The sequence below is a fragment of the Phyllobacterium myrsinacearum genome (assembly GCF_002980555.1).
In the GTDB taxonomy this organism is placed as follows: domain Bacteria; phylum Pseudomonadota; class Alphaproteobacteria; order Rhizobiales; family Rhizobiaceae; genus Phyllobacterium; species Phyllobacterium myrsinacearum.
In genome coordinates this window covers 363,628-382,472 of the sequence record NZ_PVBT01000005.1, presented here as the reverse complement: position 1 = coordinate 382,472, position 18,845 = coordinate 363,628, and the positions used below count along the sequence as shown (strand labels likewise).

General features: G+C 59.6%; 16 protein-coding genes. 11 read left to right on the top strand and 5 right to left on the bottom strand.

Translation table 11 applies throughout. From position 1 onward, the window contains the following. Window positions 1-4 precede the first annotated feature (4 nt). Both C5750_RS18265 and C5750_RS18260 read left to right on the top strand, forming a co-directional pair. Window positions 5-2,158 (top strand): thiamine pyrophosphate-dependent enzyme, encoded by a 2,154-nt coding sequence (locus tag C5750_RS18265; RefSeq protein ID WP_105735344.1) that lies wholly within the window; start codon window positions 5-7, stop codon window positions 2,156-2,158. Beyond that, window positions 2,151-3,710, top strand: coding sequence for an indolepyruvate oxidoreductase subunit beta family protein (locus C5750_RS18260; RefSeq protein WP_425350482.1), 1,560 nt, complete (start codon window positions 2,151-2,153; stop codon window positions 3,708-3,710). The genes C5750_RS18265 and C5750_RS18260 overlap by 8 nt, the downstream gene beginning before the upstream one ends. Before the next feature lie 33 nt (window positions 3,711-3,743). Here the strand turns inward: C5750_RS18260 and C5750_RS18255 are convergent, their stop codons facing one another. The 3 genes from C5750_RS18255 to C5750_RS18245 all read right to left on the bottom strand — a co-directional run bounded on the left by C5750_RS18255 (window position 3,744) and on the right by C5750_RS18245 (window position 5,685). Continuing rightward, on the bottom strand, window positions 3,744-4,157 hold the full coding sequence (locus C5750_RS18255; protein ID WP_105735343.1) for a DoxX family protein: 414 nt from the start codon (window positions 4,155-4,157) through the stop codon (window positions 3,744-3,746). A gap of 67 nt (window positions 4,158-4,224) precedes the next feature. Next, window positions 4,225-4,635, bottom strand: a complete 411-nt coding sequence (locus C5750_RS18250) for a tetratricopeptide repeat protein (protein ID WP_425350487.1) — start codon at window positions 4,633-4,635, stop codon at window positions 4,225-4,227. A 75-nt stretch (window positions 4,636-4,710) separates the two neighbouring features. Next, window positions 4,711-5,685 (bottom strand): MBL fold metallo-hydrolase, encoded by a 975-nt coding sequence (locus C5750_RS18245; RefSeq protein ID WP_105735341.1) that lies wholly within the window; start codon window positions 5,683-5,685, stop codon window positions 4,711-4,713. A gap of 413 nt (window positions 5,686-6,098) precedes the next feature. Between C5750_RS18245 and C5750_RS18240 the strand changes: the two genes are divergently transcribed. Then, window positions 6,099-6,785, top strand: a complete 687-nt coding sequence (locus tag C5750_RS18240; protein WP_425350486.1) for a sigma-70 family RNA polymerase sigma factor — start codon at window positions 6,099-6,101, stop codon at window positions 6,783-6,785. Next, entirely contained in the window at window positions 6,782-7,585 is an 804-nt protein-coding gene (locus C5750_RS18235; RefSeq protein ID WP_105735339.1) for an anti-sigma factor family protein, read from the top strand. The genes C5750_RS18240 and C5750_RS18235 overlap by 4 nt, the downstream gene beginning before the upstream one ends. Before the next feature lie 3 nt (window positions 7,586-7,588). Here C5750_RS18235 and C5750_RS18230 read toward each other — a convergent pair whose 3' ends face one another. Further along, window positions 7,589-8,452, bottom strand: coding sequence for a MurR/RpiR family transcriptional regulator (locus C5750_RS18230; RefSeq protein ID WP_105735432.1), 864 nt, complete (start codon window positions 8,450-8,452; stop codon window positions 7,589-7,591). A 97-nt stretch (window positions 8,453-8,549) separates the two neighbouring features. Here C5750_RS18230 and C5750_RS18225 point away from each other — a divergent pair, with 97 nt between their 5' ends. The 7 genes from C5750_RS18225 to C5750_RS18195 are packed head-to-tail and all read left to right on the top strand — an operon-like array spanning window position 8,550 to window position 16,382. Beyond that, window positions 8,550-10,160: an ABC transporter substrate-binding protein gene (locus C5750_RS18225; protein WP_105735338.1), complete on the top strand. Its 1,611-nt coding sequence runs from the start codon at window positions 8,550-8,552 to the stop codon at window positions 10,158-10,160. A gap of 33 nt (window positions 10,161-10,193) precedes the next feature. Beyond that, window positions 10,194-11,171 carry an ABC transporter permease gene (locus tag C5750_RS18220; RefSeq protein WP_105735337.1) on the top strand — a complete coding sequence of 326 codons (978 nt, stop codon included), beginning with the start codon at window positions 10,194-10,196 and terminating at the stop codon, window positions 11,169-11,171. Then, entirely contained in the window at window positions 11,168-12,067 is a 900-nt protein-coding gene (locus tag C5750_RS18215; RefSeq protein ID WP_105735336.1) for an ABC transporter permease, read from the top strand. Before C5750_RS18220 ends, C5750_RS18215 begins: the two co-directional genes overlap by 4 nt. Further along, window positions 12,067-13,068, top strand: coding sequence for an ABC transporter ATP-binding protein (locus C5750_RS18210; protein WP_199538090.1), 1,002 nt, complete (start codon window positions 12,067-12,069; stop codon window positions 13,066-13,068). Before C5750_RS18215 ends, C5750_RS18210 begins: the two co-directional genes overlap by 1 nt. Beyond that, window positions 13,065-14,069, top strand: coding sequence for an ABC transporter ATP-binding protein (locus C5750_RS18205; protein ID WP_105735334.1), 1,005 nt, complete (start codon window positions 13,065-13,067; stop codon window positions 14,067-14,069). The genes C5750_RS18210 and C5750_RS18205 overlap by 4 nt, the downstream gene beginning before the upstream one ends. Continuing rightward, the gene (locus C5750_RS18200) at window positions 14,066-14,938 is read left to right on the top strand and encodes an alpha/beta hydrolase-fold protein (protein WP_105735333.1); all 873 of its coding nucleotides are present in this window, start codon (window positions 14,066-14,068) and stop codon (window positions 14,936-14,938) included. Before C5750_RS18205 ends, C5750_RS18200 begins: the two co-directional genes overlap by 4 nt. Window positions 14,939-14,963: 25 nt before the next feature. Next, a complete protein-coding gene (locus C5750_RS18195; RefSeq protein WP_105735430.1) occupies window positions 14,964-16,382 on the top strand; it encodes a M20 family metallopeptidase in 1,419 nt (472 codons plus the stop codon). Between the two features lie 51 nt (window positions 16,383-16,433). Here C5750_RS18195 and C5750_RS18190 read toward each other — a convergent pair whose 3' ends face one another. Next, window positions 16,434-18,833 carry a PIG-L family deacetylase gene (locus tag C5750_RS18190; protein ID WP_105735332.1) on the bottom strand — a complete coding sequence of 800 codons (2,400 nt, stop codon included), beginning with the start codon at window positions 18,831-18,833 and terminating at the stop codon, window positions 16,434-16,436. Window positions 18,834-18,845: the final 12 nt, after the last annotated feature.

Below are 18,845 nucleotides of genomic sequence, written 5' to 3'. Positions count from 1 at the left end.
TCCGATGGCTGAACGGTCCTTTGCAAAAGAAGTGGAGAAACTTCGGCTCGGCGCGGGCGAAGAGTTCTCCGGTGAGGGCATTCTTGCGATCACCAAGGCATTGCTCCAATGTGGTGTCGGTTATGTCGGCGGTTATCAGGGAGCCCCGATCAGTCACCTGATGGACGTTCTTGCCGATGCGCAGGATATCCTGGGTGAGCTGGGGGTGCATTTCGAGGCAAGTGCGTCCGAAGCCACGGCGACGGCAATGCTTGCGGCCTCGGTGCATTATCCCATTCGGGGCGCAGCAACCTTCAAATCCACTGTCGGTACCAATGTGGCCTCCGACGCCCTTGCTAATCTGGCGTCGGGTGGCGTGACGGGCGGTGCACTGATCATCGTCGGCGAAGATTATGGCGAGGGGTCCTCGATCATGCAGGAACGCAGCCATGCTTTCGCGATGAAAAGCCAGGTCTGGCTGCTGGATCCGCGCCCCAATCTTCCATCGATCGTAAAGTCGGTGGAGGATGGTTTCGAGCTTTCCGAAGCCTCCAATACGCCGGTCATGTTGCAGGTGCGCATTCGCTGCTGCCATGTCCACGGGCAATTCACTGCCAAGGACAATCAACGCCCCCGGATGACCGTGGCGAATGCGCTGGATGCGCCGCGGCGGGATACCAAGCGCATTGTTCTTCCGCCGGCTTCCTTTTTGCATGAGAAGGAGAAGGTGGAGAAGCGCTGGCCGGCGGCCGTGGAATTTATCCGTTCGCGCAAGATCAATGAGGTCTTTGGTCCGGATATCGCGCGGGTCGGAATCGTGCTGCAGGGCGGCATGTACAACGGTGTTGTCCGTGCTTTGCAGCGCCTTGGTCTTGCCGATCTCTATGGCGAGACCCGCGTGCCGCTTTATGTGCTGAATGCCGTTTATCCCCTGGTTGAAGATGAATTCCTGAATTTCTGCGACGGCAAGGATGCGGTTCTGGTCATTGAAGAAGGTCAGCCGAACTATATCGAGCAGGCATTCGCGTCCATGCTGCACAAGGCCTGTCACACGACACGGGTCATCGGCAAGGAAGTCATGCCGATGGCCGGAGAATATACCGGCCAGGTGATGCTCGATGGCATCGGCGCGTTTCTGCGCGAGCGTGCATCGCAGCTGCTGCCCGCTCACATACGGGCACCCAACACCACGGATATTTCCCAGGACATGTCCGACCTGGCCGCTATCGTGCCGGGCCGGCCGCCCGGCTTTTGCACCGGCTGTCCGGAACGGCCCATCTTCGCCGCAACCAAACTGATCGAGCAGGAACTTGGGCCGCACCACATCGCATCGGACATCGGCTGTCACTTGTTTTCGATCATGCCGCCATTCGAGCTTGGGGCAACGACGATGGGCTACGGATTGGGCCCGGCTTCGGCTTCGGCCTTCAATTCTCCGGACGCCAGGCGCCGTTCGATCTCGTTTGTCGGTGATGGCGGGTTCTGGCACAATGGTCTGACCTCGTCCATTGGCAACGCTGTCTTCAACCGCAATGACGGCGTCATTGTTATCGTCGACAATTACTATTCTGCAGCGACCGGCGGTCAGGACATTCTCTCGTCGCGTGCCAGCAACCGGTCGAAATCAACGAAGCATCCGATCGCCGAGGCCGTAAAAGGCATGGGTGTCAAATGGGTTCGTCACATTGAAAACACCTATGATGTCAACGGGATGCGCAATACCTTGCGCGAAGCTCTGTCCACGCCTGACACCGGCCCGAAGGTTATCATTGCATCGTCCGAGTGCATGCTGAACCGGCAACGCCGGGAAAAACCTCTGATAGACACGGCGATCAAAGCGGGTCAGACCGTCGTCAAACCGAAATTCGGCATCGATGAAGATATCTGCACCGGTGACCATGCCTGTATGCGGCTGTCCGGTTGCCCGTCACTGTCGGTAAAAACACTGGATGATCCGCTCAGGGATGATCCGGTGGCCCATATTGACCAAAGCTGCGTTGGTTGCGGCAATTGCGGGGAGGTGGCGGATGCCGCCGTGCTGTGCCCATCGTTCTACAGGGCTGACGTGGTTCACAATCCAGGTCCATGGCGGCAGTTCGCCGACAGGCTGCGCCGGAAGATGATCAGAGCGCTGCAAAACAGGCGCGAAAAGCGGCGGCTGGAGTTTTTGGATGCGTGACATGATTGGTTCATCGCTCGCCGGCACCCTCGCGGAGGACACCGGCGCGATCATAAAACTTGCCATATTGGCGGTTGGCGGCCAGGGCGGCGGTGTGCTGGCCGACTGGATCACTGCCGTTGCCGAACACAATGGCTACCGGGCGCAATCCACATCGGTGGCAGGTGTCGCGCAGCGCACTGGCGCGACCATTTACTATGTCGAGATGTGCCGGGATACCGGCCGCATGCCAGTCTTTGCCCTGGCGCCGGCTCAAGGGGATGTGGACATCCTGATCGCGGCGGAGCTGATGGAGGCGGGACGCGCCGTCATGCGGGGGTTCGTCACGCCAAACCGCACGACACTGATTGCATCTTCCCACCGCATCGCTGCGGTTTCGGAGAAGATCGAGCCCGGCGACGGGCGGGCGCCGTCAGATCAGGTGATGGCAACGATGAAGAATGCGGCGCGGCATCTCGTTTGTCTTGATCTGGAAAAAGTCGCGCTTGAGGCGGGATCAATGATCTCGGCAAGCCTGTTCGGCGCACTGGCCGCATCGGGTGCGTTGCCATTTGACCGCGAGAGCTATGCGAGCATCCTCAGTGGTTCGGGCCGGGGGGCAGCTGCCAGCTTGCGGGCGTTTGCAGCGGCCTATGACCAAACCAGCAAGGCAGGCCAGGCCGAGCCGGCAGCGGCGTCAGAAGCGCGGCCCACAGGGAAACAGGCAAAGGGACCCGCCCGGCTTCTCGCGCAGTGGCAACAGCTCAATGTGCGTATCGCGGCTTATCCGATGCCCGTTCAGGATATGGCGCTGCGCGGATTGCGCAAAGTCACGGATTATCAGGACCTTGCCTATGGGGCTGAATATCTCGACCGTCTGGATATGGCCGTCAAGGCGGACCTTGCGGCGGAAACCTGCGCATTGTCGATTGCCGCTGCAAAGCATCTTGCCAATGCCATGTGCTATGACGACATGATCCGGGTGGCTGATCTGAAAACGCGGTCCAAACGGGATGGACGCGTTCGCGCCGAAGTCGGCATCAATGACGCGGCAGTACTGCAGCTGACCGAGTATTTTCATCCGCGTGCGGAAGAATTCTGCGGCACGCTGCCGCTCTCTCTCGGTCGCTACATCGAAAAGCGGCCAAAACTCTTTGCCTGGGTGGACCGGCGCATCAATCGCGGCCGGCATATCCGGACGGACAGCATGTCGGGCTTCGCCATGCTCTGGTGCGTTGGCGGCCTGCGCCGCTGGCGCCGCTCGCTTCTGCGCCATCACGTAGAAATGGATCATCTCCAACGCTGGTATAAGCTTGCGCTCGACCGCGCGGGGGATGATTACGCACTTGGTGTTGAAATCATCCATTGCCGCCGGTTGATCAAGGGGTACAGCGATACGCATGTACGCGGGCAGTCGAAATTTGATCGTGTGCTCTCAAGCCTTGATGATTTGAGGGGGCGTGCCGATGCTGCTGATTGGATCAGGCGTCTGCGCGAGGCGGCACTCAAGGACGAGAAGGGAACTGCGCTCGACGGCGCACTGAAAACCATTGCATCTTTCAGCCGCCGCTGAGCCGCAGTCGTCTAGGCGGGGGCCCGGACACAGTCAGCTCTGTAGCGGCTGCGGCCGCAACAAATTATCAACGGACAGCTTCCCGGCGCCGCCAACGACCAGGGCAAACATGCCACCCGCAATGGCAAGGTCCTTTTCGAAATGCAGCAGCTCGTTCTGGCTGGCGAAATTGGTGTGGAACAGCAGCGCCGTCAGCAGGCAGAATATCCCCAGTGCCAAAGCGCCGAGACGGGCGTAAAAGCCAAAAGCGATGGATAGGCCAGCACCGATCTGAAGGGCGATGGTCGCCAGGGCAAGCGGTGCATTCACACCGAGCTTTGCCATGACGGCAATTGTTCCGTCCAGATTTGCGGCCAGCGTGAAACCCTCGTGCAGGAATATCCAGGCCAGCAACAGCCGGCTGAACAGCATCAAAACATCGGCGAGATGCGTGCCTTTTGCCATCATGTTCACGACGTTTTCTCCCTTTGGACTGGCGGAAAAGGCGGGCGGCGCCCGGCCGCCCGCCTTTGCGTTATTTGGTACCGTTTGAGGCAATGAATTTTTGCAGGTCTTCAAGCTCTTCGCAGCCATTGGGACAAAGCCGTGTCAGCGACGCCACCTGCTCGTTTGCCTTGTCCATTTTCCCGGTCTCAACGTAGAGTTCACCGAGATATTCGCGGGCGGCCTTGTGATCGGGCTGGAGCTCCAGGGCCTTGGTATAATAGGTCAGAGATGTCTCGAAATCACCGGTCTTGCGCAGTGTGTAGCCGAGAAGGTTGTAGACGTCGGCCTGTGGACTGTCTTCGGCCAGCCCTCGCAGCTCCTCCAAAGCGCCGGCATAATTTTTTGCTGCGATCTTTGCGCGCGCCGATGTCAGATCCGGAGCACCCGCCGTCTCCATGTTGTCCACGGCGTAGGCAGGGGCGACTACAGTGCCTGGCATAAGGGTTGCGGCAGTGACAAGGCTTACAAAGCCGATGAATGCATTCTTGATCATGATCCTGTCTCCTCTGTGTTTCTAAGCTTGAACGGTGGCCGTGAAGCCATAGGCATTGCCGTCCTTGACGAAGGTGCCCGAGCCGGGGAATGGAAAATGTGAACCGCAGATCCGTATTTTGTCGGCGATCACACGATCGATGAGCTTGCGGCGGGTGGTGATGGCGGTCGGGCCATCCTGATCGTAGCTGCCTTGCCATTCCGGGTGGGGTGCAAGCAGGGCAGGCACGTACATCGTGTCAGCCGAGACAAGCAATTGCTCGTTGCCGGAGGCGACAAGGAAAGTGGAGTGTCCGGGTGTATGCCCGGGGGCCGCGATCAGATGTATGCCGGGGGCGACTTCCGCGCCATCCTTGACCAGATGCCAGTTCTTCCATGTCGGGAAAACCTGGGCAATGCGCTTGCCGGCCGGTTTGCGGCCTTCCGCCAGCTTGTCAACGCGTCCCGGTTCGGTCCACCAGTTGTATTCGGTCTCGTTCACGACCAGTTCGGCATTCGGAAACACCGGGGCATTCGTCTCCTTTTCCATCAGCCCCCACACATGATCGGGGTGGAAATGGGAGATGATGACGGTGTCGATCTTTGTATGATCTATTCCGGCCGCCTGCATGTTCGCCGGCAGATGGGTAGCATTCGCCTGCCACTGGCCAACGCCGGAGCCTGCGTCCATCATCACCAGCCGGTCACCGATTTTGAGCACGACGACAGTCAGCGGAATTGGCATGAATTCAGTGGTAAGGCCCGCCTTTGCCAGGGCCTGCTTGGTCTCATCGACAGAAGCATTTTTGATGAATGCCGGGTCATGGGGTTTGCGCCAGATGCCGTCATAGACGGCGGTGATCTCGACCGATCCGACCTTGTATTTGTAGAAGCCCACGGACGGTTCGACTGGTGTTTCAGCCCATGCCGGCGGGATAAATTCGAGTTGCCTGGAAAGCCCGAAGGCCGCCGCAGCGGCCGCGGATCCGAGAACGGCGCGACGTGTGATGTCGAACATTGGAATTCTCCTTCAATGGAAAGCTCTAGCCAAACGGAGAACATGGTTCGAACTGCCTCCGCTGATGAAATAGATTGAGATCAGCAGGCGTTTATTCGCATTGGCCGCGGGTTTTTATGCAAGGCATTGAAAATACTGCGGTAATTCTGACGAGCAAGAGCTGCGCAAGGCACCGTAAAACGGTGTAAGATGAGCATTCTGCGCCAGCAGCGAAATAATTTGCGGGTTTCGGGAATAATCCGGCGTTCCGGTCGATCTAGGTAACAAACGGCTTTTGGAATTTCGAAGAGGATTCATGTGCGGTGACCGTGCCGCTTGGGAACATCATGACAGAAACGCCCCCTGCAACCATATCCATGCTTGTTCCAGATTCCACCCATGCAGCGCTTGCCTGGCGGTCGCGGGTGGCGGGTATGCGTGCATTTCTGGCAAATGTGCTGTCGCGTCGCGCCCTTGGCGGACAAGGCGGTGGATTGCCGGATCTCATTGTGCACATGGCAGGATTGGCAGGTCCGGGTCTCGCTCCGGAAAAGGTGCGCGCTGCGGCCGATGCTGCAGCACGGTTTAACCGGCTGATCATTCCGCATCTGGACGCCGCTTACAATTTTGCCCGTTTTCTGAGCCGGGACGGGGATGCCGCGCAGGATATTGTCCAGGACGCTTTCCTGCGCGCCTATCGCAGCTTTGACGGGTATCGCGGCGGTGACACGCGATCCTGGGTCTTTGCCATTGTCAGGAATTGCTACCACGTCTGGCTGCAGGAAAACCGCCGCAAGGCTCGTTTTGAAATGCCTCTGACGGACAACAATGACGGGGCGACGCCCCCTATCGGCGCGGACATCGCCTCTGAAGAAGATACGCCCGAGACCGCTTTGATCCGCAAGACGGAATCCGAGCATGTTCGCATGGTCATATATTCGCTCCCCGATGCCTTGCGTGAAATATTGGTGTTGCGCGAACTCGAACAGCTGTCGTACCGGCAGATCGCTGACATCACGGAACTGCCGATTGGAACCGTGATGTCACGGCTCGCCCGTGCCCGGCAGGAATTCGGCAAGATCTGGCACGGTGAAGCCAGCGGCGAGGCGGCAGCATCATGAGCGAGACCAGGCCGGAAAAATGCTCTGACTGGGCTGTCATGCTGCACGGCTTCATCGATGGTGAGCTCGATCCAATGCATGCGCTGCAATTCGAAGACCACCTTGCCACCTGTGCGAGTTGTACGGCGGAGCTGGAAAAATACAGGGAACTGAAAGATATCATCGGTCAGGACGGTGTCCGGTGGCAGATGCCCGAGCGTGTTCGCGAGCGGATCGTGACAGCGCTTTCACATGAGGTTGACGGAGCGCCATCAGGCTCTTCCGCATCGGCACATCGCCTCGGCACATGGTGGAGAGCCGCCGATTTCATCAGGCGCTGGAGCTTTATTCCGTCACTCGCAGCATTGGCCGCAAGTGTTTTCCTTGTATTGTCGGTGCCGCCTCAGACAGGCGTGCTCCAGGATCAGATTCTTGCCAGCCATGTGCGGTCCCTGCTCGTTGACCACCTGACCGACGTGCAGACTTCCGACCAGCATACGGTCAAGCCCTGGTTCAATGGCAAGATCGATTATTCTCCGCCGGTCATCGACCTTTCGGCACAAGGTTTTCCCCTCGTCGGCGGCCGCGTGGACTATATCAATGGCAGGGTGGTCGCGGTTCTGGTGTACCGCCGGCACGGTCACGTCATCAATGTTTTCGTCTGGCCTGCATCTCCCGTTGCCGCGGCAAGCAGGACACGCGAAGGCTATAATTTTGCCGAATGGTCCAGTGGCGGTCTGACATTCTGGGCGGTGTCGGATGTCAGTATTGCTGATCTTGCGGCCTTCCGCGCGGATTTTGCCGCAGCTGCCGAGAAGTAGGGATCACAGGAACAGGTCTTCGGGCGGGACGCCGATTGTCGAGGCGACAATATCCGGACGGCGGGCCGCAACGGTGGTGACAATGGCGTCCGCGAGCGCGAAAATCGCTGCGGGTGAATTCGGCAAGAGACGGTTGCGGGCGGGTGCAAACAGAATGATGTCGGCGATGGGAACCAGGGGCGAAGTCGGGCTGTCGGTGATTGCCAGAATCAAAGCGCCTTTCTCTTTGGCCGCTTTCGACAGCTGCACCGTATTGTTTGAATAGCGCGGCATGGAGATGGCAATGACGACGTCGCCTTCGTCCACGGATCGCACGAAATTGTTGGAATATTCAGAGGCTCCTCTCGACAGAATGTTGGAGACGCTTTTTTCCGTGTACAGCGCCAGGCCTTCTTCCAGAAACGTTGCCGCGTAGTGGCTTGCACCGGTGCCCAGAATGATGATCCGCTTTGCGTTGATCAGCGCTGCGATGAACCCGGAAGAGGTGGCATTGTCAATATTGGCTATTGTGTCCCTGATGTTGTCCGCATTGTCCGCCAGCAGGCTGTGCAATGACAGGTTTCTGCGGCCTGTGTCCTTGTCCGTATCGTTAACGGCAAGGATTTCTTCCGGCACGAACTGAAAATCCGAAACGATTTTTTCGCGGAACTCGGCATAGCCGCTGTAGCCGGCCGCGCGGACGAAGCGGGTGATGGTTGCCGTGGAGCTTCCGCTCGACTGCGCCAGGCCTTCGATGGACATCGCGACAACATCAAGCGGCCTTGCCAGCACGAAGTCGGCAATCCTGCGGTGCGATTTGCTCAGGGAAGGGTAAGCGGCAGACATGCGGTTGGAGAAATCTGATTTTGGGTTCAACGTTTTTGACATACGCGTTTCCGGTGTTGACGGCATAAAATTTTCATATACGTTATTTTTGAAAATAAACATGTCAAAAATGACGAGACGTTGGGGAACGGAGAACTTTATGCATAAACAGACACTATTGGCATGCCTACTGACAACATGTCTTTTCGCCGGCTCTGCCCATGCACAGCCTTTACGCATTGCTCTCGGCTCCGAGCCGACCGCAATCGACCCGCATTATCACGATCTTACGCCGAATAATGCGCTCACTGCCCACATCTTTGAAGGGCTGACGCGGCAGGATGAAAAGCAGAAGCTGCATCCGGCACTCGCGACCTCGTGGGAAAATGATGGAAAGAACACCTGGACGTTCAAGCTGCGTGAGGGTGTCACATTCTCGGACGGATCGCCCTTCACGGCCGATGACGTGGTCTTTACGTTCTGCCGTACACTGAAGAACGAAACCGCGATTGCCGGTTCATTCGCCGACATTACCGGCAATTTCGAGTCCGTCACAACGCCGGATGCGCATACGGTGGTCATCGCCACAAAGGCGCCTGAACCGCTGCTGCCGACATTCCTCGGCACCGTCGGTATTTTGAGCTCTTCCATCGTCAAGCACGACAAGCTCAGTTTCGATATTGGCAAGAATTGCGGCGTTACCGGTACCTGGCCGGTGGTCGGGGATTTCAATGACGGCAAGCTCGCCATCGGAACCGGCCCGTACAAGCTGAAGAGCTATACAAGGGGCTCCGCCATCGATCTCGACCGCAATGACAAATACTGGGGCGATGCCGAACCGTGGGAAAGCGTCCGTTTTCTGCCGGTCCCCAATGCGGCACCGCGTCTGGCCGGTCTTCTCGCCGGCGACTATGACGTGATTGAAAATCCGGCTGCCCGCGATCTCGCCCGTATCAAGGATGACAAGCGCTTCGGTTATGTGATTACGCCGACGACGCGGGTGATCTACTACCAGCTTGATGTCGGTCGCGCGCAAAGCCCCTTTGTCAAGGCTGCCGACGGCAAGAACCCGCTGCAGGATGTGCGTGTGCGCCAGGCGATGTCGCTCGCCATCGACCGCAAGGCAATCGTCGCGCGCCTGATGGACGGTGCGGCTGAACCCGCCTACCAGTTCCTGCCGACCGGCATGTTCGGCACGCTGCCCAATCCGCCGGAGCTGCGTTATGACCCGGCCGAAGCCAAGAAACTTCTCGCCGAAGCAGGCTATGCAAACGGCTTTCAGCTGACGCTTTCCACCACCAATGACCGCTACATCAATGACAGTCAAATCACGCAGGCCGTGGCGCAATATTTGACGCAGGTCGGCATCAAGGCTGACGTTGACGCCATGACCCGCGCCATCTATTTCCCGCGCCGTTCGAAGAAGGAGTTGAGTGTGGCGCTCGGTGGCTGGGGATCGACCAGCGGTGAGGCCTCGTCCTTCCTGCGTCAGTGGCCGGCAACGCCCAACAAGGAGGGCACGGTTGGCGGTTCCAACTACGGCGGTTATTCCAACCCCGCATTTGACAAGCTGATCCTGGAGGCGATTTCGACGCTGGACGATGCCAAGCGTTCATCCCTGCTGCAGCAGGCTCAGACCGAAATGATGAAGGATTTCGCGTTCATCCCGCTGCATTTCGAAAGCGCCGTGTGGGCACACAAGGCCAACCTCACCTACACAGGCCGTTCAGACCAGTTCACTTTGGCGATGTCCGTCAAGCCGGTGAAATAAGCCGGCACGGGACAGAAATCTGAGTGATATGCCATGACAGCTTATATTCTTCAGCGGCTGATCCAGAGTGCACTGGTTCTTGTTGCGGTATCCGTCGCTGTGTTCTTTGCCGTCTATGGCATTGGTGATCCTGTTGAACTGCTGGTTCCACCGCAGGTCAGCGCCGCCGAAAGGCTGGCGCTGATCAAGCGGCTCGGACTGGATCTGCCGGTGTGGCAGCAATATTTCACCTTTCTGGTCAATGCCCTGAAAGGCGATCTCGGCACCTCCTTCGTGCACGGCGTGCCGGTCGTTTCCCTGATCTTGGCCCGGTTGCCCGCTACGTTCGAACTGGTGCTCCTGTCGATGACGGGAGCCGCCGTGATCGGTATTCCGCTGGGTCTGCTGGCCGGGCTCAACCCCGACAGCCGCCCGTCACGGGCGATCATGACGGGCACGGTGATCGGCTTTTCCCTGCCCAGTTTCTGGAAGGGGATGATGCTGGTTCTGTTGTTCAGCGTGGCGCTCGGCTGGCTGCCAACCGCCGGAAGGGGCGAAACGGTTGCATTTCTCGGCATTCAGACCAGCCTGTTTACCACGGATGGTTTACGGCATCTGATCCTGCCTTCGCTCAATCTCGCCATACCGAACATGGCGCTGATGATCCGTCTGGTGGCTGCCGGCACGACGGAAGCTATGACACAGGATTATGTGAAATTTGCCCGGGCAAAGGGGGTGAGGCGCCGGCGTATTGTTGGCCGGCATGTGCTGCGCAACATCCTCATCCCTGTTGTGACTGTGGTCGGTATCGAGTTTGGCAGCCTTGTGGCTTTTTCCACGATCACGGAAACAGTCTTCTCCTGGCCGGGCATGGGTAAATTGCTGATCGACAGCATCTATCAGCTGGATCGCCCTGTCGTTGTTGCCTATGTGATGCTGGCAACGCTTTTGTTCGTGGCCGTCAATTTCATTGTCGACGTGCTTTATGCGGTTCTTGATCCGCGCGTAAAACTATCCGGAGATATGGTATGAACAAGCCGATCATTCCGGACGATACGGCGACGCCGTTGCGCCGGAAAGTCTTGCGCGGTATCCGTAAAAGGCCGACGACACGCGGTGCCGGCATATTGCTGGCCTGTCTCGTTCTGCTTGCAGTTTTTGCCCCGCTGATTGCCCCGCAAAACCCTTATGATCTTGCCACGCTCAGCGTCATGGATAACCGGCTGGCGCCCGGGGCCGCGAGCATGAGCGGTTCGGTCTACTGGCTGGGAACCGATGCGCAAGGCCGCGATATGGTCAGCGCCATCCTGTATGGGCTGCGCACCAGCCTCCTGGTTGGCCTGCTTTCAACGCTGGGCGCGTTGACGATCGGGGTTGCGGCGGGCCTGCTTGCCGCCCAGCTGGGCGGGATGGTGGACGCGCTGATCATGCGCATCGTCGATTTCATGCTGGGCTTTCCGTCCATTCTTGTCGCCCTCGTCCTGCTGGCATCGGTGGGGCGCGGCGTCGACAAGGTGATTTTCGCCATCATACTGGTGCAATGGGCGCAATATGCGCGCCTGATGCGGGCATCGGCACTGGTGGAGCGCCGCAAGGAGTATATTGAGGCGGCGGTCAATTTCGGGCTGCCGACACCCTACATCATGCTTGCGCATCTGCTGCCCAATTCGATTGGCGCAGTCCTCGTGGTTTCCACCATCAATATTGCCAGCGCGATCACGCTGGAAGCCACGCTGTCATTTCTCGGGGTAGGCGTTCCCGTAACCCAGCCCTCGCTCGGATTGCTGATTGCCAACGGGTTCGATTATCTGCTTTCCGGCGAATACTGGATTGCCGTCTTCCCCGGCCTCGCTCTCGTGCTGCTGATCATGTCACTCAACTTTGTCGGCGACCGCCTGCGCCGCAGCTTTAATGTGAAGGGTGGGTGATGGCATCTTTATTGGAAGTACGCGGCCTCAAAACCGTTTTTCATCTGCTTGGCGGTGCGTGGGCCGCAGTGGACGGCATTGACCTGACGGTTGAGCGCGGCGAAGTCTTGTGCCTCGTCGGTGAATCCGGTTCGGGCAAATCCGTTACCGGCTTCTCGCTGGTGCAGCTGATCGATCCGCCCGGTGAAATCGTCGCGGGCGACGTGCTGTTCAATGGCGAGAATCTGCGCGGGGCGTCCGACGAGCGCCTGCGCAATTTGCGCGGTGACCGCATCGCCATGATCTTTCAGGACCCGTTGTCAACACTCAATCCTGTGCTGACCATTGGCGAGCAGATGTGCGAGGCGATCCTTGAACATCGCGCCTGCGGTCAGGCACAGGCCGCGAGGGAAGCGGTGGCAGCCCTCGGGCGCGTCGGGATTTCCTCGCCGGACGTGCGGCTGAAACAATATCCGCACGAATTTTCCGGCGGGATGCGCCAGCGCGTGGCCATTGCCATAGCGCTTCTCAACAATCCGGACCTGATCATTGCCGATGAGCCGACAACGGCCCTCGACGTGACTATTCAGAGCCAGATTCTCTATGAGGTACAGAAATTGGCGCGTGAAACCGGTACGGCCGTGCTCTGGATCACCCATGATCTGGCGGTGGTGGCTGAACTCGCCGACCGCGTGGCCGTGATGTATGCGGGCCAGATTGTGGAAACCGGCACGGTTGATGACGTACTCGACCGGCCCTTGCATCCCTATACGCTTGGTTTGCTGAATTCATCCACCGGTATGGTCAGGCCAGGCGAGCGTTTGCATCAGATTGACGGCAATGCACCGCGGATTGATGACCGCCCGAGCGGCTGCCCGTTCCGGCCGCGCTGTGAACGGGTGCAGCCGGTCTGTTCCCAAAGCTATCCGGTCCAGCAGATGATCGATGGCCGGAGTTTGCGCTGCCATAACCCCGTGCCGCAAGCCGCCGGTCCGGCGCCAGTTCAGGAGGCCAGGCCGTGACCGAACCCTTCTTTGAAATGCGGGGTGTCAAGAAACACTTCCATGCCAAATCCTCCATGGCCGAACGTATTCTGGCCCTCGCCGGCCAGGCTGCGCCGCCACGTGTTCTGCGTGCCGTTGACGGGGTCGACCTGAGCATCCAGCGCGGCGAAGTTCTGGGCCTCGTCGGAGAATCGGGTTGCGGCAAATCCACCTTGTCGCGCATGGCGACGGGCATTCACCAGCCAAGTGCCGGTGAGGTGATCTATGACCGGCAGCCGGTCGGCAAACTCAAGGGCAAGGAGCGGCTGAATTTCCTGCTCAAGGTGCAGATGATCTTCCAGGATCCCTATGCCTCTCTTGATCCGCGCATGCGTGTCAGCCAGATCGTTGGGGAGGCCCTTAAAGTGCACCGGCTGATGCCCAGGAACGAAATTGCCGGTGCCGTCAATCAGGCACTGGAGGAAGTCGGCCTTGATCTGGCCTACCGGGACCGCTATCCGCACCAGTTTTCCGGCGGACAGCGCCAGCGCATCGGTATTGCCCGCGCGCTCGCGGTGAAGCCTGATTTTCTGGTCTGCGACGAACCGGTTTCCGCGCTTGATGTGTCCATCCAGGCGCAGGTCATCAATCTGTTCATGGATTTGCGCGAGCGTTACGGGCTGACCTATCTGTTTGTCAGCCATGATTTGGGTATCGTCCGGCACATCAGCGACCGCATAGCGATCATGTATCTCGGACGCATCGTCGAGATTGGCTCCGCCGCGGCCATCTTCAGCAAGCCGGCACATCCCTACAGTGCCTCGCTGATCCATGCCAGCCCATCCATCAGCCGGCGCAAACGCAGTTTTGAGCCGCTCAAGGGGGACTTGCCATCGCCGCTCGACCCGCCAACCGGCTGTCCGTTTCATCCGCGCTGCGGCCAGGCGATGCCGGTATGCCGTGAACGCCGCCCCGAACTCAAGGACGTCGCTTCAGGGCAGAGTGCGGCCTGCCATTTGCATAACTCGGAGATATCATGACGTCCGTCCCTCTCATCCCCACGACCGGAAGCAGTGCGATACCCCTCATTGACAGGTTTCATCCTGACCGGCCGCTGACGGTTCACTTCTACCGGCCGCAAGCCCATGGTCCTGACGATCCCGTGGTCATTGTTCAGCACGGCATGCTGCGCAATGGCGACGAGTATCGGGATTTCTGGATACCCGCCGCCGAAAAACACCGGCTGCTGATTGTTGCGCCGACATTTTCCGATGCGCAGTTTCCAGAGGCCGAAAGTTACAATAACGGCCTTGTCATGGAAGCAAGCGGCGAGGCGCGCAAGCGAGAGGAATGGCTCTACGGTGTTCCGGCCCGCATCTTTGCCGCGCTTCAGGCCAGTGGTGTAACACGCCAGGCACGGGCCAGGCTGTTCGGGCATTCCGCCGGCGGCCAGTTTGCACATCGGCTGCTGGCGACACAGGATCCCAGTGTCTTTTCCGCGGTCATTGCTGCCAATCCCGGCTGGTACACCTTGCCGGACCTGCAACGGCAATTTCCCGAGGGGATGGGCGGAATCGGGCTGTCCGAGAACGAGCTTGCGCGCTGGCTTGCCTATCCGATGCATATTTTCGCCGGCGATCAGGACATAGCCGAGGATGATCCGAACCTGCCCTCCCAGCCGGAAGCGCTTGCACAGGGGCGTTCACGTTATGCACGCGCGCACTTCGTCTACGGGTTTGCCGAGCGCGAGGCGAAGCGCCTTGGGATGGAATTCAACTGGAGGTTAATCAGGGTGGAAGGGGTAGGCCATGACGGCGCCGCCATGTCGCGTGCCGCTGCGGCATTCTGGTTTGAAGGCACCGTTCCACCGGCTTCCGCGCTGGTCTTCGATGATGCGGCACAACTCTGAGAGATAAAGGAATAGGCAGATGAGCATGAATGACCGTCAGGGGTTGTGGCAAAAGGTTGAGGACGAGAAGCAGCGGCTCATTGAAATGAGTGACCGCGTCTGGGCCATGCCGGAAGTGTGCTACACGGAAGTTCGGTCGGTTGCCGAACACAAGGCGGAACTGCTGCATCACGGTTTCCGCATCACGGAAGGTGTGGCGGACATTCCCACATCCGTTGTCGGTGAGGCCGGAGAGGGTGGACCGGTCATTGCCTTCCTCGGGGAATATGATGCCTTGCCGGGCCTGTCTCAGGAAGCCGGGATGACGCAATACAGCGCTGTTGAAGCTGGCGGCAATGGACATGGCTGCGGCCACAATCTTCTGGGTGCGGGCGCCCTGCTGGCGGCAGTGGGGCTGAAGAACTTTCTGGCCGAGAAGGGCATCGCCGGACGCGTGCGCTATTATGGCTGCCCGGCCGAAGAGGGTGGAGCGGCGAAGGCCTTCATGGTGCGGGCCGGGGCCTTCGATGATGTGGATGTTGCAATCTCCTGGCATCCCTACAGTTTCTGGGAAGTCGCGCCTGCCCTGTCATTGGCCAACACCCGTGCTGACTTTGTTTTCACCGGACGGGCGGCCCATGCGGCGGCCTCTCCGCATCTTGGGCGCAGTGCCCTGGATGCGCTGGAACTGATGAGTGTCGGCGTCAACTACATGCGCGAGCATATGCCGTCCGATGCGCGGGTGCATTCCGCCATACTCGATACGGGCGGAATCGCGCCCAATGTGGTGCAGGCCCATGCGCGGGTGCGTTACTCCATTCGCGCCATGGATTTGCCCGGCATGCTCGATCTGGTGGAGCGGGTCCACAAGATTGCGCAGGGTGCGGCGATGATGACCGAGACGCGCGTTGACATGAAGATCATCAGTGCCGTCTCCAATACGCTGGGCAACAAGCCGCTCGAGCAGGCGCTGTACCGTGCGATGGAAGAACTTGGCGCCCCGGCTTTTGATGACAATGATCGCAATTTTGCCCGGCAGATTCGTGAAACGCTGTCAGAGCAGGAAATAGCGTCCGTCTATCAGGCGATCGGCATGCCGGTTACCGATGCGCCGCTGGCGGAGTTTCTTGTGCCCTTTGATACAGTGCGCAGACCTTTCATCGGCTCCACCGATATTGCGGATGTCAGCTGGGTCGTTCCGACGGTGCAGGTGCATGCGCCGACGGTCGCTATCGGCACGCCTTTCCATACATGGCAGGTGGTTGCACAGGGCAAGGCACCGGCTGCGCACAAAGCCATGGTGCATGCGGGCAAGGCCATGGCGGCACTCGGCCTGGCGGTTCTCACCAACCCGGTTCTGCTTGAGGATTCCAAACATGCGCTCGCCCAGCAGACGGCCCGTACGCCCTATGTCAGCCCGCTCAAGGCTGGCGTCGAGCCGCCGCTGGATATGTCGAAGGGTTGAATCGAGCGGCTGAACGCAGAATCGCGCTGAACAAACCGCCGGCCTGGGATTTCAGGCCGGCTGGACGAGATTGGCCATCAGTCTGAACGCGCCCGGCACCAGTCTGTCGAGCTGATGATGCAGGACAAGGCCGGTGTGGGTGTGCCTGCCCTTGCCGATGCGGGCCGAAATCAGCCCGCCGTTTAGTGGCTGTTCATTGGCGTCATGCATGGATAAAAGCGGCTCATAGGCATCGTCAAAATCCGATGCGAAATAAAGCCCGCGTTCCTTGTCCCATCCGTCCCAATCGGCTGGCCCGATGATATTGGGACCCGTCAGCAAGGGGTGCCGGGGCAACAATATGGTTACCCGGGCATGGGGATCGGTCACGCGCCAGCGCAGTGACGGTGATCCGATTTTCAGATAGCGCGGCGGCGTGACGCTGGGAATCCAGCCGTCGCCGGGACGATGATACAACGTGACGAGGTGGCCGCCATTTTCAACGAAGCCATGCAGGCGTTCCGTCGCTGCGCTCAGGTCTTTTCGCAGGCCGAACGTGAAAATGCCCACGACAATGGTGGTAAAGCGCGAGAGGTCGCCGCCAAGAGCCTCCGCATCAAGTTCCGTGACATCCAGTCCCATGCGCTGAAGCCACAGGGCGACCCTGTCGGCGCCGCCGCCGGCGTAAGCGATCTTGGCACCTTCCGGCAGCTTCAAGTCCAGTGCGAGCACCCGTAGCCGTTCCGGGGCGATGAAGACGCAGCGCCCGGTATGCGGGTAGGAAATGGGTGTGCTGCGCATGGCCGGATGTCCGGATATTTCCGGCGTGATCTGGGTGAGCCCGGCGGGCAGCATCTCAGGGGCGGACAGCAGCCATTGGCCGTCCTGCGGCCTGACTGTCCAGCCGGGCGGCGCATCAAAGCGCAATGCAACTGCGGGATCCATCCCATCGGCCCGGATCGGCCAGCTGCGCATCGCATCGCCGCGTCTGGCGATGATAGCCTCGGGCAGGAGCGTCAGGGAATGCTTGGGCACGATGCTCAATGGCTCTTCAAGATCGAACGTGCCTTGAACCTGCCGGTTGCCAATTCTGGCGGTAACATTGGCGAAAGCCGCGCCGTTTCCACCAAGGCTGGACCATGTGTGTCCATATGGATTGGTCAGCGCAGCCGTTGCAGCCGCTTTGATGTCGAAAGAGCGGGACCTTGCGGCATCCTGCGATCGGACAACAGTTACGTCAGACGGCAGCGTGATCGATATGCCGTCCGGGAGCGGGATTGACGGATTGTCCATATGCACCGTAATGCGGCCGGTGCTTCCGGGGGAAAGGTGCTGCGGTTCTGTAACCGCACGCACGTCTATCCCCGCCGTTTCAAGCAATGCCGCGTCAATTTCCCGGCGCTTGCGATCCAGCCGATGTCCGTGCCATGCCATGAAGTCTGGCGAGGCCAGCGCTTCGATACTGTCGATATAACCGGCAGCATCCAGGAGCAACATGGTGATACGGTCGCGCTCTGGAAAGGCCTGGATGGCGTTGCTGATCGCGTCATGGGCAGCCAGCAGCACGCTGCCTGCGGAATGGCCTGCGGCGCCGGCAAGATCTGCGAGTGTTGCCGGGATGTCTTCAAGAATGGAATGCTCGGATTGGCTTCCCCTGGGGCCATGCCGCAGATGCAGCGGCCAGGACAGCCGCGGCGTATCGCGCCAGACACCCATGCCCTGGGAGGCATGATAGGCGCGTGACCATTCGCCGATATGATCGTAAGCGGCGCCCGTTGCCGGTTCCGTGCCTGAAGCATCGATGGCAATGGTTGCATCCGGCGGAGGGATCTCGTCATCATAGGTGTCGCCGCCGCCCGGCCAGGCGGGAAGGTAATATTTGGCCACGCGCCATGGTGTCAGGCCCTCGGCACAATGTTCGGGATAAGCACCCGCATCCGCGGCAAGCGCAAGGGCAGCTTCAGCGGCGCGGGTCATGGCACGGTGATGGCCATGCTGTCCGGGAACATCCAGAAATGTCGGAATGACGATATCAGGCCGCTCCTGCCGATAGGCGCGTACCAGCCGCTCGATGATGCGCTTCTCGTCCCACCGGGCAAATGTCGCGTCGCCATCCTTGGAAAAGCCGAAATCATGCACCGGATCCTCTGGTCCGTGTCCGAGCCAATGGACATCGGCATCGATCTGCCGGGCTGCCTCTTCCAATTCCCGCGATCGCAGCACGCCAAGTGCCCCCAACCGTTCCGGCCCGAGCGCATTCTGTCCGCCTTCGCCACGGGTCGAGCAGGCGATCACAACCCGCATTCCGAGGCCAAAGCGGAACATGGCCAAGAGACCGTTCTGCTCGTCATCCGGATGCGCGCCGGTGTTCATGACAGTTGCCGTCGATGTCAACCGGGACAATGCATGGTGCAGCCGGGCCAGGGCTGGCCGGGATTTTTGTCGTTCGATCCGCTCATGGGACGTCAGCACGGTATCCTCCTG

What these genes read in the sequence shown, in the direction of transcription:
- C5750_RS18265 (WP_105735344.1), top strand. Translation starts at nt 5, where the DNA reads ATGGCTGAACGGTCCTTTGCAAAAGAAGTGGAGAAACTTCGGCTCGGC.
- C5750_RS18260 (WP_425350482.1), top strand. Translation starts at nt 2,151, where the DNA reads ATGCGTGACATGATTGGTTCATCGCTCGCCGGCACCCTCGCGGAGGAC.
- C5750_RS18255 (WP_105735343.1), bottom strand. Translation starts at nt 4,157, where the DNA reads ATGATGGCAAAAGGCACGCATCTCGCCGATGTTTTGATGCTGTTCAGC.
- C5750_RS18250 (WP_425350487.1), bottom strand. Translation starts at nt 4,635, where the DNA reads ATGCCAGGCACTGTAGTCGCCCCTGCCTACGCCGTGGACAACATGGAG.
- C5750_RS18245 (WP_105735341.1), bottom strand. Translation starts at nt 5,685, where the DNA reads ATGTTCGACATCACACGTCGCGCCGTTCTCGGATCCGCGGCCGCTGCG.
- C5750_RS18240 (WP_425350486.1), top strand. Translation starts at nt 6,099, where the DNA reads ATGCGTGCATTTCTGGCAAATGTGCTGTCGCGTCGCGCCCTTGGCGGA.
- C5750_RS18235 (WP_105735339.1), top strand. Translation starts at nt 6,782, where the DNA reads ATGAGCGAGACCAGGCCGGAAAAATGCTCTGACTGGGCTGTCATGCTG.
- C5750_RS18230 (WP_105735432.1), bottom strand. Translation starts at nt 8,452, where the DNA reads ATGTCAAAAACGTTGAACCCAAAATCAGATTTCTCCAACCGCATGTCT.
- C5750_RS18225 (WP_105735338.1), top strand. Translation starts at nt 8,550, where the DNA reads ATGCATAAACAGACACTATTGGCATGCCTACTGACAACATGTCTTTTC.
- C5750_RS18220 (WP_105735337.1), top strand. Translation starts at nt 10,194, where the DNA reads ATGACAGCTTATATTCTTCAGCGGCTGATCCAGAGTGCACTGGTTCTT.
- C5750_RS18215 (WP_105735336.1), top strand. Translation starts at nt 11,168, where the DNA reads ATGAACAAGCCGATCATTCCGGACGATACGGCGACGCCGTTGCGCCGG.
- C5750_RS18210 (WP_199538090.1), top strand. Translation starts at nt 12,067, where the DNA reads ATGGCATCTTTATTGGAAGTACGCGGCCTCAAAACCGTTTTTCATCTG.
- C5750_RS18200 (WP_105735333.1), top strand. Translation starts at nt 14,066, where the DNA reads ATGACGTCCGTCCCTCTCATCCCCACGACCGGAAGCAGTGCGATACCC.
- C5750_RS18195 (WP_105735430.1), top strand. Translation starts at nt 14,964, where the DNA reads ATGAATGACCGTCAGGGGTTGTGGCAAAAGGTTGAGGACGAGAAGCAG.